At 34.4% G+C, this 15950-nt stretch carries 16 protein-coding genes; 14 read left to right on the top strand and 2 right to left on the bottom strand.

Annotated features, from left to right (window positions below; translation table 11 throughout):
* Window positions 1–183: 183 nt before the first annotated feature.
* The 6 genes from BMY18_RS09380 (at window position 184) to BMY18_RS09405 (ending at window position 5112) form a co-directional block, all read left to right on the top strand.
* Entirely contained in the window at window positions 184–1095 is a 912-nt protein-coding gene (locus tag BMY18_RS09380) for a phosphate ABC transporter substrate-binding protein (protein ID WP_092453309.1), read from the top strand.
* Between the two features lie 112 nt (window positions 1096–1207).
* Window positions 1208–2122 (top strand): phosphate ABC transporter permease subunit PstC, encoded by a 915-nt coding sequence (gene pstC, locus BMY18_RS09385; protein WP_092453311.1) that lies wholly within the window; start codon window positions 1208–1210, stop codon window positions 2120–2122.
* Complete coding sequence (gene pstA, locus BMY18_RS09390; RefSeq protein WP_092453313.1) at window positions 2109–2984, top strand: phosphate ABC transporter permease PstA; 876 nt, start codon at window positions 2109–2111, stop codon at window positions 2982–2984. Before pstC ends, pstA begins: the two co-directional genes overlap by 14 nt.
* 2 nt (window positions 2985–2986) lie before the next feature.
* A complete protein-coding gene (gene pstB / locus BMY18_RS09395) occupies window positions 2987–3739 on the top strand; it encodes a phosphate ABC transporter ATP-binding protein PstB (protein ID WP_092453315.1) in 753 nt (250 codons plus the stop codon).
* Between the two features lie 18 nt (window positions 3740–3757).
* Window positions 3758–4420: a phosphate signaling complex protein PhoU gene (gene phoU, locus BMY18_RS09400; RefSeq protein ID WP_092453317.1), complete on the top strand. Its 663-nt coding sequence runs from the start codon at window positions 3758–3760 to the stop codon at window positions 4418–4420.
* Between the two features lie 20 nt (window positions 4421–4440).
* Window positions 4441–5112, top strand: a complete 672-nt coding sequence (locus BMY18_RS09405) for a response regulator transcription factor (RefSeq protein ID WP_170841366.1) — start codon at window positions 4441–4443, stop codon at window positions 5110–5112.
* A 158-nt stretch (window positions 5113–5270) separates the two neighbouring features.
* Here BMY18_RS09405 and BMY18_RS09410 read toward each other — a convergent pair whose 3' ends face one another.
* Window positions 5271–7085 carry an Rqc2 family fibronectin-binding protein gene (locus tag BMY18_RS09410; protein WP_092453321.1) on the bottom strand — a complete coding sequence of 605 codons (1815 nt, stop codon included), beginning with the start codon at window positions 7083–7085 and terminating at the stop codon, window positions 5271–5273.
* Window positions 7086–7377: 292 nt separating this feature from the next.
* Here BMY18_RS09410 and BMY18_RS09415 point away from each other — a divergent pair, with 292 nt between their 5' ends.
* The 4 genes from BMY18_RS09415 (at window position 7378) to rpoZ (ending at window position 9456) form a co-directional block, all read left to right on the top strand.
* Window positions 7378–8256 (top strand): YicC/YloC family endoribonuclease, encoded by an 879-nt coding sequence (locus BMY18_RS09415; protein ID WP_092453323.1) that lies wholly within the window; start codon window positions 7378–7380, stop codon window positions 8254–8256.
* A 76-nt stretch (window positions 8257–8332) separates the two neighbouring features.
* Window positions 8333–8581 carry a DUF370 domain-containing protein gene (locus BMY18_RS09420; protein ID WP_092453325.1) on the top strand — a complete coding sequence of 83 codons (249 nt, stop codon included), beginning with the start codon at window positions 8333–8335 and terminating at the stop codon, window positions 8579–8581.
* A complete protein-coding gene (gmk, locus tag BMY18_RS09425; protein WP_092453327.1) occupies window positions 8574–9227 on the top strand; it encodes a guanylate kinase in 654 nt (217 codons plus the stop codon). Before BMY18_RS09420 ends, gmk begins: the two co-directional genes overlap by 8 nt.
* Complete coding sequence (gene rpoZ, locus BMY18_RS09430) at window positions 9208–9456, top strand: DNA-directed RNA polymerase subunit omega (RefSeq protein ID WP_092453329.1); 249 nt, start codon at window positions 9208–9210, stop codon at window positions 9454–9456. The genes gmk and rpoZ overlap by 20 nt, the downstream gene beginning before the upstream one ends.
* A gap of 505 nt (window positions 9457–9961) precedes the next feature.
* Here rpoZ and BMY18_RS09435 read toward each other — a convergent pair.
* Entirely contained in the window at window positions 9962–11512 is a 1551-nt protein-coding gene (locus tag BMY18_RS09435; RefSeq protein ID WP_092453330.1) for an ABC-F family ATP-binding cassette domain-containing protein, read from the bottom strand.
* A gap of 271 nt (window positions 11513–11783) precedes the next feature.
* Here BMY18_RS09435 and trpD point away from each other — a divergent pair, with 271 nt between their 5' ends.
* Genes trpD through BMY18_RS09455 form a run of 4 tightly spaced genes read left to right on the top strand, consistent with a single transcriptional unit; the run spans window position 11784 to window position 15923 of the window.
* Window positions 11784–12791 carry an anthranilate phosphoribosyltransferase gene (trpD, locus tag BMY18_RS09440; protein WP_092453332.1) on the top strand — a complete coding sequence of 336 codons (1008 nt, stop codon included), beginning with the start codon at window positions 11784–11786 and terminating at the stop codon, window positions 12789–12791.
* Between the two features lie 27 nt (window positions 12792–12818).
* The gene (gene rimO / locus BMY18_RS09445; RefSeq protein WP_092453334.1) at window positions 12819–14156 is read left to right on the top strand and encodes a 30S ribosomal protein S12 methylthiotransferase RimO; all 1338 of its coding nucleotides are present in this window, start codon (window positions 12819–12821) and stop codon (window positions 14154–14156) included.
* A complete protein-coding gene (gene pgsA / locus BMY18_RS09450) occupies window positions 14140–14688 on the top strand; it encodes a CDP-diacylglycerol--glycerol-3-phosphate 3-phosphatidyltransferase (RefSeq protein WP_092453336.1) in 549 nt (182 codons plus the stop codon). Before rimO ends, pgsA begins: the two co-directional genes overlap by 17 nt.
* Entirely contained in the window at window positions 14688–15923 is a 1236-nt protein-coding gene (locus BMY18_RS09455; RefSeq protein WP_092453338.1) for a competence/damage-inducible protein A, read from the top strand. The genes pgsA and BMY18_RS09455 overlap by 1 nt, the downstream gene beginning before the upstream one ends.
* Window positions 15924–15950 lie beyond the last annotated feature (27 nt).

Below are 15950 nucleotides of genomic sequence, written 5' to 3' on the forward strand. Positions count from 1 at the left end.
TTACAAAAGTTATATGTAAATATTACTTAGAAGTGATTATGGACTTTACATGAAGATAGTATCATTCATATATCAAGTTAATAACAAAACTTGATGGAAAATACTATTACAAGTTGTGAATTGATAATAGTATTTCTCAAGTTAGAAAGAGCATATAAATTTAATCGTTGGAGGAAAAGAAAAATGAGAATTAAGAAATTATTGTGCATGTCATTGAGTATTATGGCAATTGCGGGAGGTATCGTTGGATGTGGATCAGATACTTCTAGTACATCAGGTACAACTACAGGAACTGCTGCAGTTACAGCAACGAAATCAAGCATTTCAGGAACAGTTATCGGTTCTGGTTCATCAGCATTACTTCCATTAGCTCAGAATGCAGCTGATAAGTTCAAAGAAAGCTATCCTAATATTTCAGTAACACTCAATGCTGGTGGTTCTGGTACAGGCTTAAAACAAGTAGCAGATGGTACAGTTGATATTGGTAATTCAGATGTTGAAGCAGCAAGCAAGTTAGAAGCTTCAGTTGCAAGTGCATTAGTAGATCATAAAGTATGTGTAATCGCAATGGCACCAGTTGTGAACAAAGATGTTGCAGCAACAGTCAAGAGTCTTACAAAACAACAACTTGTTGATATATTTACAGCAAAAATAACAAACTGGAAAGATGTAGGCGGTCCAGATGAAAAAGTTATCCTTGTAACTCGTCCAACAACTTCAGGTACAAGAGCATTATTTAAACAATATGCATTAAACAATACTGATGAAGCATCTAATGCATCATTGGAAACAGATGATTCAGGTACATTGTTACAAAATGTTTCAGATAACAAAGGCGCAATTGGCTATGTAGCATTATCTTACCTTGTTAACAACACTAAGGTTAGTACATTAGCAATCGATGGTGTAGACCCAACTATTGCAAATACATATAGTGGAAAATACCCAGTATGGGGATATGAGCACATGTATACAAAAGGTGCACCAAAAGAAGCTGTTAAAGCATATCTTGATTATATCCTTTCAAGTGATTATGCTACACAAATTGAAGCTCAGGGTTATTGTGTAACATCTAAGATGCAAGTATCTAGATAAGGTATCAGGATAAAAATTCAATGGATAAGTTGGTAGTTAACTTTCCATAAGAGTAAACCAGAGAAATCAGAATATCGGTTCTCTGGTTTTTTATAGAAAGGAAGTGTTGTATATGAATCACAAAAGAAATATGTTTCAAAAAGAATATTTCTGGCATGGTCTGGTTACAATCGGTGGTTGTTTTATGATTGTGCTTACGTTGGCAATAGGTATATTCCTAGTGTATAAAGGAAGCGCATCTTTTACAACTTATGATCATAAAATAACGGAGTTTTTATTTTCTTCAAAGTGGAATCCAGCGGATAATTCAACTGGTGGGGGTAATATAGGCGCAGCAATATACATTTTTGGTTCTATTAGTACATGTGCGCTTGCTTTATTAATTGCTACACCATTTAGTATTGCAGCTGCAATTTTCATGACTGAAATCGCTCCCAAGGTAGGAATGCATGTTTTTCAACCAGCAGTGGAGATCTTCGTTGGAATCCCTTCGGTCGTTTATGGTTGGATAGGGTTAACCGTTCTCGTTCCTGCAATAAAAAATATATTTCACTTAACCTATGGATTTTCTGTTTTGGCGGCTGGAATTGTACTGGCGGTTATGATTTTTCCAACGATTACTAGCGTTACAGCAGATGCCATTCGAAGTGTACCAATTCAATTTAGACAGGCATCCTATGGACTTGGTGCTACAAGATGGCAAATGATTCGTACAGTGGTTCTTCCGTCAGCGAAGTCAGGAATATATACTGGTATCATTCTTGGACTAGCGCGGGCATTTGGTGAAGCGTTGGCTGTAGCAATGGTTATTGGTAAGACAAGAGCATTTCCTAAAAATATTTTGTCTTCTACAAATAATCTTACAGCCTCCATTGCATCAGACATGGGTGGGGCAATGGAAGGTGGAGAATATAACAGTGCATTGTGGTCAATGGCGTTATTACTGTTCCTGATTTCATTGTTGTTTATATTCATAATTCATTTTATTTCATCAAAAGAGGAGAAAAAACTAAATGGGAAAAATTAAAAGCGCAAAAATTGCTGACAAAATTATGACGATTGTTTTTTACTTTATCGCTCTTTTGTTTTTGATATTGTTATTAGTATTAGCTTTATATGTAATTTTCAAGGGATTTGTAGATTTTAAGCTTGAGTATTTATCATTTAATAGAAAAGGAATAGGCAATCAATTCTTTAACACCATATATTTGGTATTCTTATCATTAGTAATCAGTGTTCCATTGGGGACACTTGCTGGGATATATATGGCAGAGTATGCAAAGCAAGGAAAAATAACAAATTTTCTTCGTATTAGTATTGAAACGCTTTCTTCCTTACCATCAATTGTAGTTGGTTTATTTGGATATTTGGTATTTATCGTTATGACAGGTGCTAGATGGAATTTGATGGCAGGAGCACTTGCGGTATCAATCTTAAGTATCCCGTTAATTACGACTACTACGGTGGATGCATTTAAGTCGCTTGAAAATGGATATAAGAATGGTTCGTTAGGACTAGGAGCCACACATTGGCAAACGATTTACCATGTTATGCTTCCTGCGTGTTTTCCACGCATTATGACTGGTATAATATTAGCGGCAGGTCGAGGGTTTGGTGAAGCAGCAGCTTTACTATATACATCGGGCATGAGCACGGATATAAACTGGTCTAACTGGAATCTATCGGCTGCAACATGCGCATTAAATCCATTTCGACCAGGTGAAACATTGTCTTTACTAATATGGGCATCTCGTTCAGAGGCAGTATCTGCGAATGCAACCCAGATAGCAAATCTATCATCAGCAGTTTTAATGATTATGGTATTTACTTTTAGTATAGGTGCAAGAATGTTAAGTCGAGGAATTAATAAGAAAGCGAAAGGGTGTTAACCATGGACAGTAAGATAATAATAAATGATTTAAATTTGCATTATGGTGCTTTTCAAGCGTTAAAGAATATAGGTATGGATATAAAAAAGAACGAAATCACTGCCTTAATTGGTCCTTCAGGATGTGGAAAGTCTACATTTTTAAAGACGTTGAATCGAATGAACGATCTCGAGGAAAATGTAAAAATAGAAGGAAGTATTTTGTTGGATGGTATCGATATTTATCATGAAATGGATTCTATATTGCTTCGTCAGAAAATAGGAATGGTGTTCCAACAACCGAATCCATTTCCGAAAAGCATTTATGATAATGTTGCATATGGACCTAGGATTCTAGGAATAAAGAAAAAAAGAGAACTTGATAAAATTGTTGAAACTAGTTTAAAACAAGCGGTAATCTGGGAGGAAGTTAAGGATCGTCTTCATAAGAGTGCACTTAGCTTATCGGGCGGCCAGCAACAACGTATATGTATAGCAAGAACGCTAGCTGTCAATCCAGATGTGATTCTTATGGATGAGCCAACATCAGCGCTAGATCCTATATCAACATCAAAAATCGAAGATTTAGCCGTTGAATTAAAGAAAAATTATACCATAGTAATTGTTACTCATAATATGCAACAGGCAACAAGAATCTCAGATAAAACTGTATTCTTCCTATTAGGTGAGACAATTGAATCAGGCGAGACTCATGAAATTTTCTCAAGACCGAAAGATAAGAGAACTGAAGATTATATTACTGGTAGATTTGGTTGATGCAAATGGAGGCGGAAAATGAGAGATATATTTAACGAACAATTAGAACAGCTAAATTCGGATTTGGTTGAAATGGGAACGCTTATAGGGCAAGTGATTAGAATGACAGTCGAGGCCTTGGTGGATAAAGATATTGAGAAGGCAAAGAAAGTTATCAGATTTGAGGACCAAATTGATCGTCAAGAAAAGACAATTGAAAATCTATGCCTTAAATTATTGCTACAACAACAACCAGTCGCAAGTGATTTTACACAAATTTCTGCAGCGCTTAAGATGATTACAGATATGGAAAGAATTGGTGACCAGAGTGCTGATATTTCCCAAATATTAATAGGTATGGCAGGTCAACCATATATCAAAAAATTAGATCATATTCAAGCAATGGCGAATGAAACGACTAGGATGGTTTTTAAAAGTATAGATGCATATGTAAAAAAAGATCTTGAATTAGCAAAAGAAGTTATTCTGCAAGATGATATCGTGGATAATCTGTTCTTAATTATTAAACACGAATTAATAGATTTAATTAATGAGAATACCGAAAATGGTGAACAAGCAACTGATCTGCTTATGATTGGTAAATATTTTGAGCGCATTGGTGATCATGCGACTAATATTGCTGAATGGGTCATTTTTTCTATTACAGGTAAACATGATGACATTGATAAAATAACAGAATAGTTTATTGGAGAGGAGTTATCATGCCACTAATTTACATAGTAGAAGATGATATTGATATACAAGAAATTGAGACTTATGCGTTGAAAGATAGTGGATATACTGTTGAAGCATTTGGGTGCGCGAAAGATTTTTATAGATCAATATCACTGAAAGTACCCGATTTGGTTTTACTTGATATAACACTTCCTGATGATAATGGTTTCGATATATTAAAAAAGCTCCGTGAATCTCCTGAAACAAAAAAGATTTCAATTATAATAATCACAGCAAAAAATGAAGAAGCCGATAAAGTTAAAGGCCTTGAATTGGGTGCAGATGATTATATGACTAAACCATTTGGTATACTTGAGTTTCTTGTTAGAGTAAAGGCTGTTTTACGTAGAACACATAATATGCAAGAAGAAAAAATCTTAGAAGTTAATAATATATACTTGGATAGTGAAAAAAATATTGTATATAATAATGGAAACTTATGTAAGCTCACATTTATTGAATATAATATATTAAAATTATTAATGGTAAATAACAAAATAGTAGTATCAAAAACTGATATGATTGAGCAAATTTGGGGAACTAACTTTAACTGTAAACCAAGGACATTAAATTTGCATATGAATACGTTAAGGATAAAACTTGGTGATACAGGCTCTAAGATTAAGACCGTTAGGCATGTGGGATATATTTTAGAATGAAAGTTGGTAATTTGTAATCAATATAATGTTTAATTTATTAGGTTATTAGTAATGTTAGGGCTTTGAGTGGAGAATGTTGAATATAGTAAAATACAAACGGTTCTGTTACACAGTAAGTTATTTGACTTACTGTGTAACAGAACCGTTTTAGATTGATTTCAATCATGTATTATGTTAAGTCCTGAGATATCAGTGTCAGCAACCATAGAAAAATTAGTATTATAAATTACAAATCCTGGCTTTGCTGCATTAGGCTTTTTGAGATTCTTGCGTTCGGTATAGTCAATTTCCACCTTTTCCTGGTCACGACCTTTTGAATAGTGGGCTGCAAGGCTTGCGGCTTCTTCATATGTTTTGTCCGTAAGTTCATTTCCGCCAGTTTTTACAATAACATGGGAACCAGGGATGGTTTTTGAGTGGAACCACCAGTCACCACCATTGGCAAATTTAAATGTAAGTTCATCATTTTGAAAATTATTCTTTCCAACATACATATGGAATCCATCGGACGAGATATAGTGAAAAGGCTTGCTTGTAATCTTGACTTTTTTGCCAACATAGCCTTTTTTACCAAGAAGACCTTTTTTGCCAGTAGGGCCTTTTCTTCTGATGTATCCATATTCAATTAATTCTTCTTTTAGTTGAACAAGGTCTTCTTCTGCAAGTGCAATATCAAGTGATGTTGAAATGGACTCCAAATGATTGATCTCTGAACTGGTTTCTGCAACTAATTTTGTATCAGCTTCAAAAGTACGTTTTAACTTGTTATATTTATCAAAATACTTCACAGCATTTTCTTTGGGTGTAAGCATGTTGTCTAAAGGAATTGTAATCATTTCATTTGTATAGTAGTTCAAAGCTTCAAAAGACTTGCTTCCTGATTCAATCCCATAACCATAAGTATTGATTAACTCTCCATACACCTTAAATTTATCACGTTTATCAGTATCTTTAAGTTGTTTTAACTGCAAATCGTATTTTTTATAATTTCGTTCAAGAGCAGTGTTTAGAATTTTTCTTAAATCAACGGAGCGTTGTCTGATTCTAGAAATGGCATTTTTGGTCGCATAGAAAGTATGAAGTACTTCACTGATTGTTGAATATTTCACACAAGTTAATAAACCACCTGCTTTTTTGCTTTCCTTACTGTCCGTGTCTTGATAGATACTTAATTCAAGACTTCCAAATTCAATTGGCTCATTTCCCTTGTAAACAATATTGGGAATGTATTGTTTTGAACTGACTGTTTCCATGATGCCTTTAAAAATAGTATAAAGATGCTTTTGTTCGTTTTCACTGAGGACATTTGCAGGGGTTGTGCTGTCAATAGATGCATCATAACATAATTCTTCAGAAACAATAGGACTAATGCCTGTAATACTCGTATAGATGGCTTTTACAAGAGGTATCGGCTTACTATATACAAGCTCTGCAAAAGTTTCATAATCGACTTCCAAAGGATTGGCTTTATCCGTTGTCTGAGGAATGAAGTATTCACGTCCTGGAAGAACTTCACGAACGGAACTCATTTGTGATGAAACATGTTTGATACTGTCAATTATCATGTTTTTGTCATCACAGAAGATGATATTACTATGTTTTCCCATAAGTTCCACAATAAGATGCTTTTTGCATAAATCACCCATTTCATTTAGATGTTCCAGCTCAAAATCAATAACTCGTTCCAAACCAGGCTGGCTGATGCGAATAATTCTTCCATTATTTACGTGCTTACGCAGTAGCATGCAAAAGTTCGGAGCAGTAATTGGGCTTGTCTTATTAACATCTGTAAGATAAATAAGTGGAAGACCAGCATTTGCTGAAATTGTAAGTCTGTATTGTGTACCATTATTTTTAATTGTCAATAAAAGTTCATCAGCCTCAGGCTGTGCAATTTTATATAAACGTCCACCGACAAGACTACAATTTAATTCATTTACTATATTTGAAATTACGATACCATCTAATGCCATAAATTCACTCCATTCTTGCGTCTAAGACGCCATAAAATAATCTTTGTTCGACTTAATATTTTAACACATTTATGCTTTAATATGCTGATAATTATTCATTTTTCTTAAATATTAAACTTATTTAAGCTTATTCAATCATATTTGGTAAATTAATAAGAGTTAATAAGAGATATCTAGTGAATAAATAATGTATAAACTTGCTTTTATACGGAAACTTGATATACTTAAATAGGTATTTGTTAGGCTTGAGATTTAACTTGGTCTATTATAAAAAAAAGTGGGGATAATTATAATGATTAAAAGTATGACAGGATTCGGTAGATATGAAATAGAGGAAGGACAACGAAAAATTTGTGTTGAAATGAAGTCGGTTAACCATCGTTATCTAGAGACTGGTATCAGGATGCCTAAAAAGCTCAATTTATTTGAGGCACGTATTCGAGATGTATTAAAGAAATATGTCCAAAGAGGCAAGCTAGATGTATTTATTACATATGAAGATATTTCAGAGAACAAAGTATCGTTAAAGTACAATCCTGAATTAGCGGCTGAATATATGGGGATATTCGACCAGATGTCATCAGATTTTGGAATCAAGAATGATGTTACAATATCGTTGCTTTCAAAATATCCAGAAGTTATTATCATGGAAGAGCAATCTGGTGACGAAGAAGAATTATGGAATTTTATAAAAAGTACAATTGAACAAACTTGCAAACGATTTGTAGATACAAGAATTATAGAAGGCGAGAATCTAAAGATTGATTTGAATAGTAAGCTGAATAATATGCTTGAATTAGTGAATTTCATCGAAGTCAGAAGCCCACAAATAATTGAGGAATACAGAACTAAAATAGAAAACAAAGTAAAAGAGCTTCTTGCAGATACAACGATTGATAAAAATCTATTAGCAGCCGAAGTCATCATATATGCTGATAAAATCTGTGTGGATGAGGAAATTGTACGACTTAGAAGCCATGTAGATCACGCTCAAAAGTGTCTTGCGCAGGAAGGTGGAATTGGACGAAAACTTGACTTTATTGCCCAGGAAATGAATAGAGAAGCCAACACAATTCTTTCAAAAGCAAATGACTTAGAAATATCAAATAAGGCAATAGATTTGAAAACTGAGATTGAAAAAGTTAGAGAACAAATTCAGAATATCGAGTAATATAATTTACACTTGATTGTTACTTGATTATTGTGTATACTATTGAAGCATCTTTATTACTTAGAAGGAGCTTTGTATGACGCAATTAATTAATATAGGATTTGGAAACATTGTTAATTCAGATAAGATTGTTGCTATAATTGCACCTGATTCTGCACCAGCCAAAAGATTGGTACAGAATTCGAAAGAAACAGGTAACGTTGTAGATGCTACGCAAGGTAGAAGGACAAGAGCTGTAATTATAACCGATAGTGCTCACGTGATTCTATCGGCATTACTGCCAGAGACAATATCTGGAAGGTACAAGGGTGAAGATAATGAGTGAAAAAGGTCTATTGATTGTTTTGTCTGGTTTTTCAGGGGCTGGTAAAGGTACCGTTATGAGGAGATTGTTACAAAAATATGAAAATTATTCTTTGTCAATTTCAGCAACTACAAGATCCCCTAGATTTGGCGAAGTAGATGGCCAAGATTATTTTTTTAAAACAACTGAACAATTTGAATCTATGATTTCAGATGGGCAGTTGATTGAATATGCAAAGTATGTAAGCAATTTTTACGGAACTCCAAAAGATTATGTTGAAGAACAACTTGAACTTGGTAAAAATGTAGTCCTTGAAATAGAAATTCAAGGCGCACTTAAAGTAAAGGAAAAATTTCCAGGTACTGTGCTTTTGTTCTTATTGCCCCCAAGTGCAATGGAACTTCAAAAAAGACTGATTGGAAGAGGTACCGAAGATTTCGCAACAATTAAAGCAAGGCTTTCTAGGGCAGTTGAAGAATCACAAGGAGTTGAAAACTATGATTATATCGTAGTGAATGACAATTTGGATATATGTGTTGATGATATCAATTGTATTGTTGCAAGTGAACACAACAAAGCAGTTAACAATTTAAATTTGATTGATAATATAAGAGAAGAACTCAAGAGTTTTTCGGAAGGAGTAATATATGATACATCCATCGTATAAAGATTTAATGGCAGTAGTAAACAGCGAGGTAGAAGAAGGCGAACAACCTGTTGTTCAAAGTAGATATTCAATTGTAATTGCAACTTCTAAAAGAGCTAGAGACATCATTAGTGGGGAAGAACCTTTGATTGATAATGCTGCTGGAATGAAACCATTATCAATTGCTGTTTCCGAATTATATACTGGTAAAGTAAAGATTGTAAGTGACGAAGATATATCCGAAGATTAAGGAATTGGTTTTTGATAGACGGACGAAAAAGCCAATGCATTTCCGCTTGTTCGCTATTGCCTCTACAGCCTTACGTGATTGTTTGCATTCGGTTCGACACCGTGAAAATGGTGTCAACCGCCTGCAGACAATCGCGTAAGGCTGTAACGGCAAATGCGTACAATTGCGAAAATGCATTGGCTTTTTCTGCGCGTTGGCGATTCAAGAAACTGCACGGCGCGGTGATGCGAGACGGCGATTAAAAAACGGCATGGGGATTATCTCACCCCCATTCCACTCCCGTTCGACATCCAACGCCCAAAATAAATTCGTCGCACGGAATATTCAGCGAAAAAGCATATAGGTCCTCAATTGTCCGCATATTGCCGTTACAGACCCGATTATTGTTATACAGGCTGCAGACACCGCTTTTTAGGTGTCTGACAGAATGCATAACAAAAACCGGGCCTGTAGAGGCAACTAAGGACAAGTGGACCTATATACTTTTTCGCGTCCGTCCGCCAACCTATATCCTCGTACTCCACTCGGAGCAGTCATATACTTTCGTTACAATGTCTTCGTAAAACTCAGGTTCATGACAAATAAGTAAGATACTACCTTTGTAAGCAATAAGCGCGCGTTTTAACTCAGCTTTTGCATCCTGGTCAAGATGGTTTGTGGGCTCATCAAGAACTAGAAGATTAGATTCCCTATTGATTAATTTGCAAAGTCTAACTTTCGCTTGTTCTCCACCGCTTAGTACACGAACCATACTTTCAATATGCATCGTTGTAAGACCACATTTTGCAAGAGCAGCGCGAACTTGATACTGTGAGTAGGAAGGAAATTCCTTCCATATCTCTTCAATACAAGTTGTATTGTCTGTTGATTTTGATTCCTGCTCAAAATATCCTAAGTAAAGGTAATCACCAAGTTCAGCAGTACCACTGATTGGTTTAATAAGTCCTAAAATACTTTTAAGAAGTGTTGTTTTACCAATACCATTTGATCCAATCAAAGCGATTCTTTCACCACGTTCCATTGATAAGTTAAGTGGTTTTGAAAGGGGCTCATCATATCCGATTACAAGATCTTTTGTTTCAAATATAACCTTTCCAGCAGCACGAGCTGTAAGGAAGTTAAATTCTGGCTTTGGTTTATCTTTTGTAAGTTCAAGTACATCCATTTTGTCAAGTTTCTTTTGACGAGACATCGCCATATTTCTAGTTGAGGCACGTGCTTTATTTCTGGCTACAAAATTCTCTAAACCCTTAATTTCTTGTTGCTGACGGATATAAGCTGACTCTTGTTGTGATTTTCTTACAGCATGAACGTCCTCGAATTTCTCGTAATCACCGACATATCTGTTAAAACTTTGATTTTCCATATGATAGATGATATTTATTACACTATTAAGGAAAGGAATATCATGAGAAATCAATATAAATGCATTTTCATAATCAATTAAGTAGCGTTTTAACCAGGTAATGTGAACTTCATCTAGGTAGTTAGTCGGTTCATCAAGAAGAAGAATGTCGGGTTTTTCTAAAAGAAGTTTTCCAAGTAGTACTTTCGTACGATGACCACCGCTAAGCTCAGATACATCCTGGTCAAGGCCTAAGTCAAGAAGACCAAGCGCTCTTGCGACTTCTTCAACCTTAGCATCTATAACATAAAAATCATGTATAGTAAGCGTATCTTGAATAACGGCAAGCTCATCCATCATCTTATTAAGTTCGTCTTCGCTTGCTTCACCCATTTTGTCGCAAATTTCGTTCATATTTGTTTCCATATCAAATAGATATGAGAAAGCAGAAGATAAGACATCTTTAATCGTCATCCCTTTCTCAAGAACGGTGTGCTGGTCTAGATAACCGATATGAATGTTTTTAGCCCATTCAATTTTACCAGTGTCAGGCATGAGTTTGCCTGTGACTATATTCATAAATGTTGACTTACCTTCGCCATTCGCACCGATAAGACCAATATGTTCGCCTTTTAAAAGACGGAAAGATACGTTATTAAAAATTGCACGATCACCAAAACCGTGACTCAAATTTTCTACATTTAAAATCATATAAACCTCCGAAATAATAATTGTAATCAACTTTTCCTATTATTACATAGTAAGAATGATTTCTGCAACATTAATTAAAAATAATTTTTCCCATAATAATTAATTACATAAGTCAAAATAAATGGTTAATAATAAAAAAGGTACAAGGTTAATAATAAAAAAAGGTACAAGACTTGTAATTTTCACATCTATATTCTATAATAAACTCATTATGTTGTATTGAAGTACACAGTTATTATTAAGATTTGAAGAAAAGGATGGATATTATAAGATGAAAAGTGCAATTAAAGCATTGACGGAAGGAAAAAATCTTTCTATCGACGAGTCAAAAAGAGTGATGAATATTTTACTTGGTGGTGAGGCTACACAGGCACAAATAGGCGCATTTCTTACAGCATTAAGAATGAAGGGAGAAACTTTGGATGAAATCGTAGGTCTCGCAAGTGTTCTTAGTGAGAAAGCGATACATATTTCACCTAAAGTAGATAAATATATTGATTTTGTAGGTACTGGTGGAGATGGAACGAATACATTTAATATATCTACGACATCAGCACTTGTTGTTGCGGGTGCAGGAGTATCTGTTGCAAAACACGGTAATAGAGCTATTTCTAGTAAGAGTGGTGCCGGTGATGTACTGGAAGCACTTGGTGTGAATATTACTGCAAAACCTGAAGAAGTTGAAAAATGCGTTGAAGAAGTTGGAATTGGGTTTATGTTTGCACAAATATTTAATCCTGCAATGAAGCATGTTGGCCAAGCTAGAAGTGAAATGGGAATTCGTACTGTATTTAATATCCTAGGTCCACTAGCGAATCCTTCAGGAGCAAAATGTCAGGTAATTGGAGTATATGATCCAAAGCTTACAGAGGTAATTGCAAAAGCAATGCTTATTATGGGTGTTGAAAGAGCTATGGTAGTGAGTGCTAAAAATGGTATGGATGAAGTTTCAACGGCAGAAGATACTGTGGTTTCTGAAATCAAAGATGGTCAGGTATCTACATATACAGTCACACCGGAGCAATTTGGTATGAGAAGAGTTGATGTAATTGAATTGGTTGGTGGTACAAGTAAAGAGAATGCTAAGATTACGATTGATATTTTATCTGGTTTAAAAGGACCTAAAAAAGACATTGTAATTCTGAATGCAGCATGTGCGTTATATATAGCAGATAAAGCCTCTTCAATTGAAGATGGAATTAAGCTTGCAGAGGAGTCAATTCATTCTGGTAAAGCGATGGAAGTATTAAATAAACTTATTGAGTTTTCAAATAAGTAATTATGTTAGTTAGGAGAATTTTAATAAATGAAATTGTTATTTATATCACTTGGATGTGATAAGAACTTAGTAGATACTGAGGTAATGCTCGGACTTTTAAATCAAAATGGGTATACATTTACTGATGATGAGAATGAAGCCGATGTTATTGCAATTAATACCTGCTGTTTTATTAATGATGCGAAACAAGAAAGCATCGATACTATATTAGAGATGGCAGAACATAAAAAAGACGGAAATTGTAAGGCCTTAATTGTATCTGGGTGTATGGCACAAAGATATAAGCAAGAAATTATTGATGAGATTCCGGAAGTTGATGCGGTTATTGGTACATCAACATATGATAAAATTGTTGATACAATTAATGCGGTTTTAGCTGGAAAAGGGTTTAATCAATTTGATGATTTAGATAGATTACCTGTTGTTTCATCAAAAAGAGTGATTACAACTGGCGGATATTATGAATATTTAAAAATTGCTGAAGGCTGTGACAAGCACTGTACCTATTGTATAATTCCTAAAGTCAGAGGGAATTTTAGAAGCGTTCCTATGGAACAACTTATTGAAGAAGCCAAGAATCTTGTAGAACAAGGTGTTAAGGAAATCATATTAGTTGCACAAGAAACAACACTCTATGGTATGGATATATATAGTGAAAAATCGCTTCCAAAACTTTTGCACGAATTAGGTAAAATTGAAGATTTGAAGTGGATTAGAATCTTATATTGCTATCCAGAAGAGATAACAGACGAATTAATTCAGGCAATTAAAGAGGAACCAAAAGTTTGCCATTATCTTGATATTCCGATTCAACATGCGAGTGATGTAATACTCAAACGTATGGGAAGGCGTACCACGAAACAGGAACTTATAGATATAGTAAACAAATTAAGAAAAGAAATTCCTGATATTGCACTTAGAACGACATTAATCACAGGATTTCCTGGAGAAACCATTGAACAGCATGAAGAAGTACTTGAATTCGTGGATGATATGGAATTTGATAGATTAGGCGTATTTGCATATTCACAAGAAGAAGATACACCAGCTGCTCAGATGGATGATCAAGTTGATGAAGATGTGAAAAACGAAAGACGCGATGCGATTATGGAGATGCAACAGGAAGTTTCTATTGATAAATCAGCTGATATGGTAGGCAAAACGATTGAAGTTCTTATCGAAGGAAAAGTCGCAGATGAAAATGCATATTTAGGCCGCTCATATATGGATGCACCTAATGTTGATGGTTATATATTTATAAATACAAATGAAGAATTAATGTCTGGAGACTTTGTGTTTGTTAAAATAACAGGAGCTTTAGAGTATGATTTAATAGGAGAGATTGATTATGAATTTACCAAATAAACTTACGATTGCAAGAATAATATTGATTCCATTTTTTTTATTCTTTTTGATGACTGATTTTGCAGGTGATTTTAGTAATTATATAGCTGCAGTTATTTTTATAATAGCAAGTTTGACGGATTTCCTTGATGGCAGTATAGCTAGAAAGAATAATATTGTTACTAATTTTGGTAAATTTATGGATCCATTAGCGGATAAGTTGTTAGTGTGTTCTGCATTAATTGCATTTATCCAACTTGAATATTTACAAGCGTGGATAGTAATTATTATAATTAGTAGAGAATTTATTATTAGTGGGTTTAGACTTGTTGCATCTGACAATGGTATTGTTATAGCTGCTAGTTACTGGGGTAAATTCAAGACAACTTTTCAGATGCTTATGATTATACTACTCATTTTTAATTTTGATTTTCCATATGTGAATATAATCGAAAATATATTTATATATACAGCACTTATATTAACAATTATTTCACTTCTTGATTATTTGATTAAAAATAAAAATGTTATGATTGAAGGGGGCAACAAATAATGGTTGCAGAGCTTATTTCTGTTGGAACTGAAATTTTACTCGGAAATATTGTTAATACAAATGCCGCTTATTTGTCAGAAAAATGTGCTTCATTCGGACTTTCTTTATATAACCAACAGGTTGTGGGAGATAATGAAGATAGACTAGCAGATGCATTAAAAGTCGCAATAGAAAGGTCAGATATAGTGATTCTTTCAGGTGGACTGGGACCAACGCAAGATGATCTTACGAAAGAAGTTACCGCAAAAGTAATGGGATGTGAGCTTATTGAAGATGCACATTCGAAAGACCATATAATAAGTATGCTTAAAAGTTTCGCTTTAAAAGAAAATATTACTGAAAACAATTGGAAACAAGCATTTGTTCCAAAGGGCGCTATTATTATGGAAAATCATAATGGAACTGCACCTGGAATCATCATTGAAAAAGATGGTAAATCTATCATTTTATTGCCAGGGCCTCCTAATGAAATGATACCTATGTTTGAAGAATCAGTTACCGTGTATTTAAATAAATTGCAACCGGAAATACTATATTCCATGATGGTTAAAATATGTGGAGTTGGAGAAAGCAAAGTTGAAACACTAGTCCTTGATTTGATTAATGGTCAGACGAATCCAACAATTGCAACTTATGCAAAAACAGGCGAAGCACATATACGTATTACTGCTAAAGCAAAAAACTTAGGATCTGCTAAAAAAATGGTAGAGCCAATAGTGGAAACATTAAAAGATAGATTTAAGGATAATATATATAGTACAAATGAAAATGAAGAGTTAGAAGATGTCGTTGTTAAAGAACTTATCAACAAAAAACTTCAAGTAGTTACAGTTGAGTCTTGCACAGGTGGTTTATTGGCAGGAAGATTAATTAACGTTAGTGGTGTTTCCCAAGTTTTAAAACAAGGTTTCATTACTTACGCTAATGAGTCAAAGATGAAATTAGTTAATGTCAACGAATCAACTTTAAAACAGTTCGGTGCTGTCAGTAAAGAAGTCGCTATCGAAATGGCAAAAGGCGGTATTATTGAAGCGGATGCAGATATAGGAATCGCAATAACTGGTATTGCTGGTCCTAATGCGGAAGAAGATAAGCCAGTAGGTCTTGTATATATTGCTTGCTGTTACAAAGATAATGTTGTCGTAAAAGAATATAATTTCAATGGAAATAGACAAAAGGTCAGAGACCAATCGGTTACTAAGGCACTTGATCTTCTTAGAAGGTGCTTGAAGTAACGGAACCTAAAATTATCACTTTATATT

It is taken from the genome of [Clostridium] fimetarium, assembly GCF_900111235.1.
Classification (GTDB): domain Bacteria; phylum Bacillota; class Clostridia; order Lachnospirales; family Lachnospiraceae; genus Clostridium_N; species Clostridium_N fimetarium.

Coding starts and splice junctions, on each gene's coding strand:
- BMY18_RS09380 (WP_092453309.1), top strand. CDS start 184: ATGAGAATTAAGAAATTATTGTGCATGTCATTGAGTATTATGGCAATT.
- pstC (WP_092453311.1), top strand. CDS start 1,208: ATGAATCACAAAAGAAATATGTTTCAAAAAGAATATTTCTGGCATGGT.
- pstA (WP_092453313.1), top strand. CDS start 2,109: ATGGGAAAAATTAAAAGCGCAAAAATTGCTGACAAAATTATGACGATT.
- pstB (WP_092453315.1), top strand. CDS start 2,987: ATGGACAGTAAGATAATAATAAATGATTTAAATTTGCATTATGGTGCT.
- phoU (WP_092453317.1), top strand. CDS start 3,758: ATGAGAGATATATTTAACGAACAATTAGAACAGCTAAATTCGGATTTG.
- BMY18_RS09405 (WP_170841366.1), top strand. CDS start 4,441: ATGCCACTAATTTACATAGTAGAAGATGATATTGATATACAAGAAATT.
- BMY18_RS09410 (WP_092453321.1), bottom strand. CDS start 7,085: ATGGCATTAGATGGTATCGTAATTTCAAATATAGTAAATGAATTAAAT.
- BMY18_RS09415 (WP_092453323.1), top strand. CDS start 7,378: ATGATTAAAAGTATGACAGGATTCGGTAGATATGAAATAGAGGAAGGA.
- BMY18_RS09420 (WP_092453325.1), top strand. CDS start 8,333: ATGACGCAATTAATTAATATAGGATTTGGAAACATTGTTAATTCAGAT.
- gmk (WP_092453327.1), top strand. CDS start 8,574: ATGAGTGAAAAAGGTCTATTGATTGTTTTGTCTGGTTTTTCAGGGGCT.
- rpoZ (WP_092453329.1), top strand. CDS start 9,208: ATGATACATCCATCGTATAAAGATTTAATGGCAGTAGTAAACAGCGAG.
- BMY18_RS09435 (WP_092453330.1), bottom strand. CDS start 11,512: ATGATTTTAAATGTAGAAAATTTGAGTCACGGTTTTGGTGATCGTGCA.
- trpD (WP_092453332.1), top strand. CDS start 11,784: ATGAAAAGTGCAATTAAAGCATTGACGGAAGGAAAAAATCTTTCTATC.
- rimO (WP_092453334.1), top strand. CDS start 12,819: ATGAAATTGTTATTTATATCACTTGGATGTGATAAGAACTTAGTAGAT.
- pgsA (WP_092453336.1), top strand. CDS start 14,140: ATGAATTTACCAAATAAACTTACGATTGCAAGAATAATATTGATTCCA.
- BMY18_RS09455 (WP_092453338.1), top strand. CDS start 14,688: ATGGTTGCAGAGCTTATTTCTGTTGGAACTGAAATTTTACTCGGAAAT.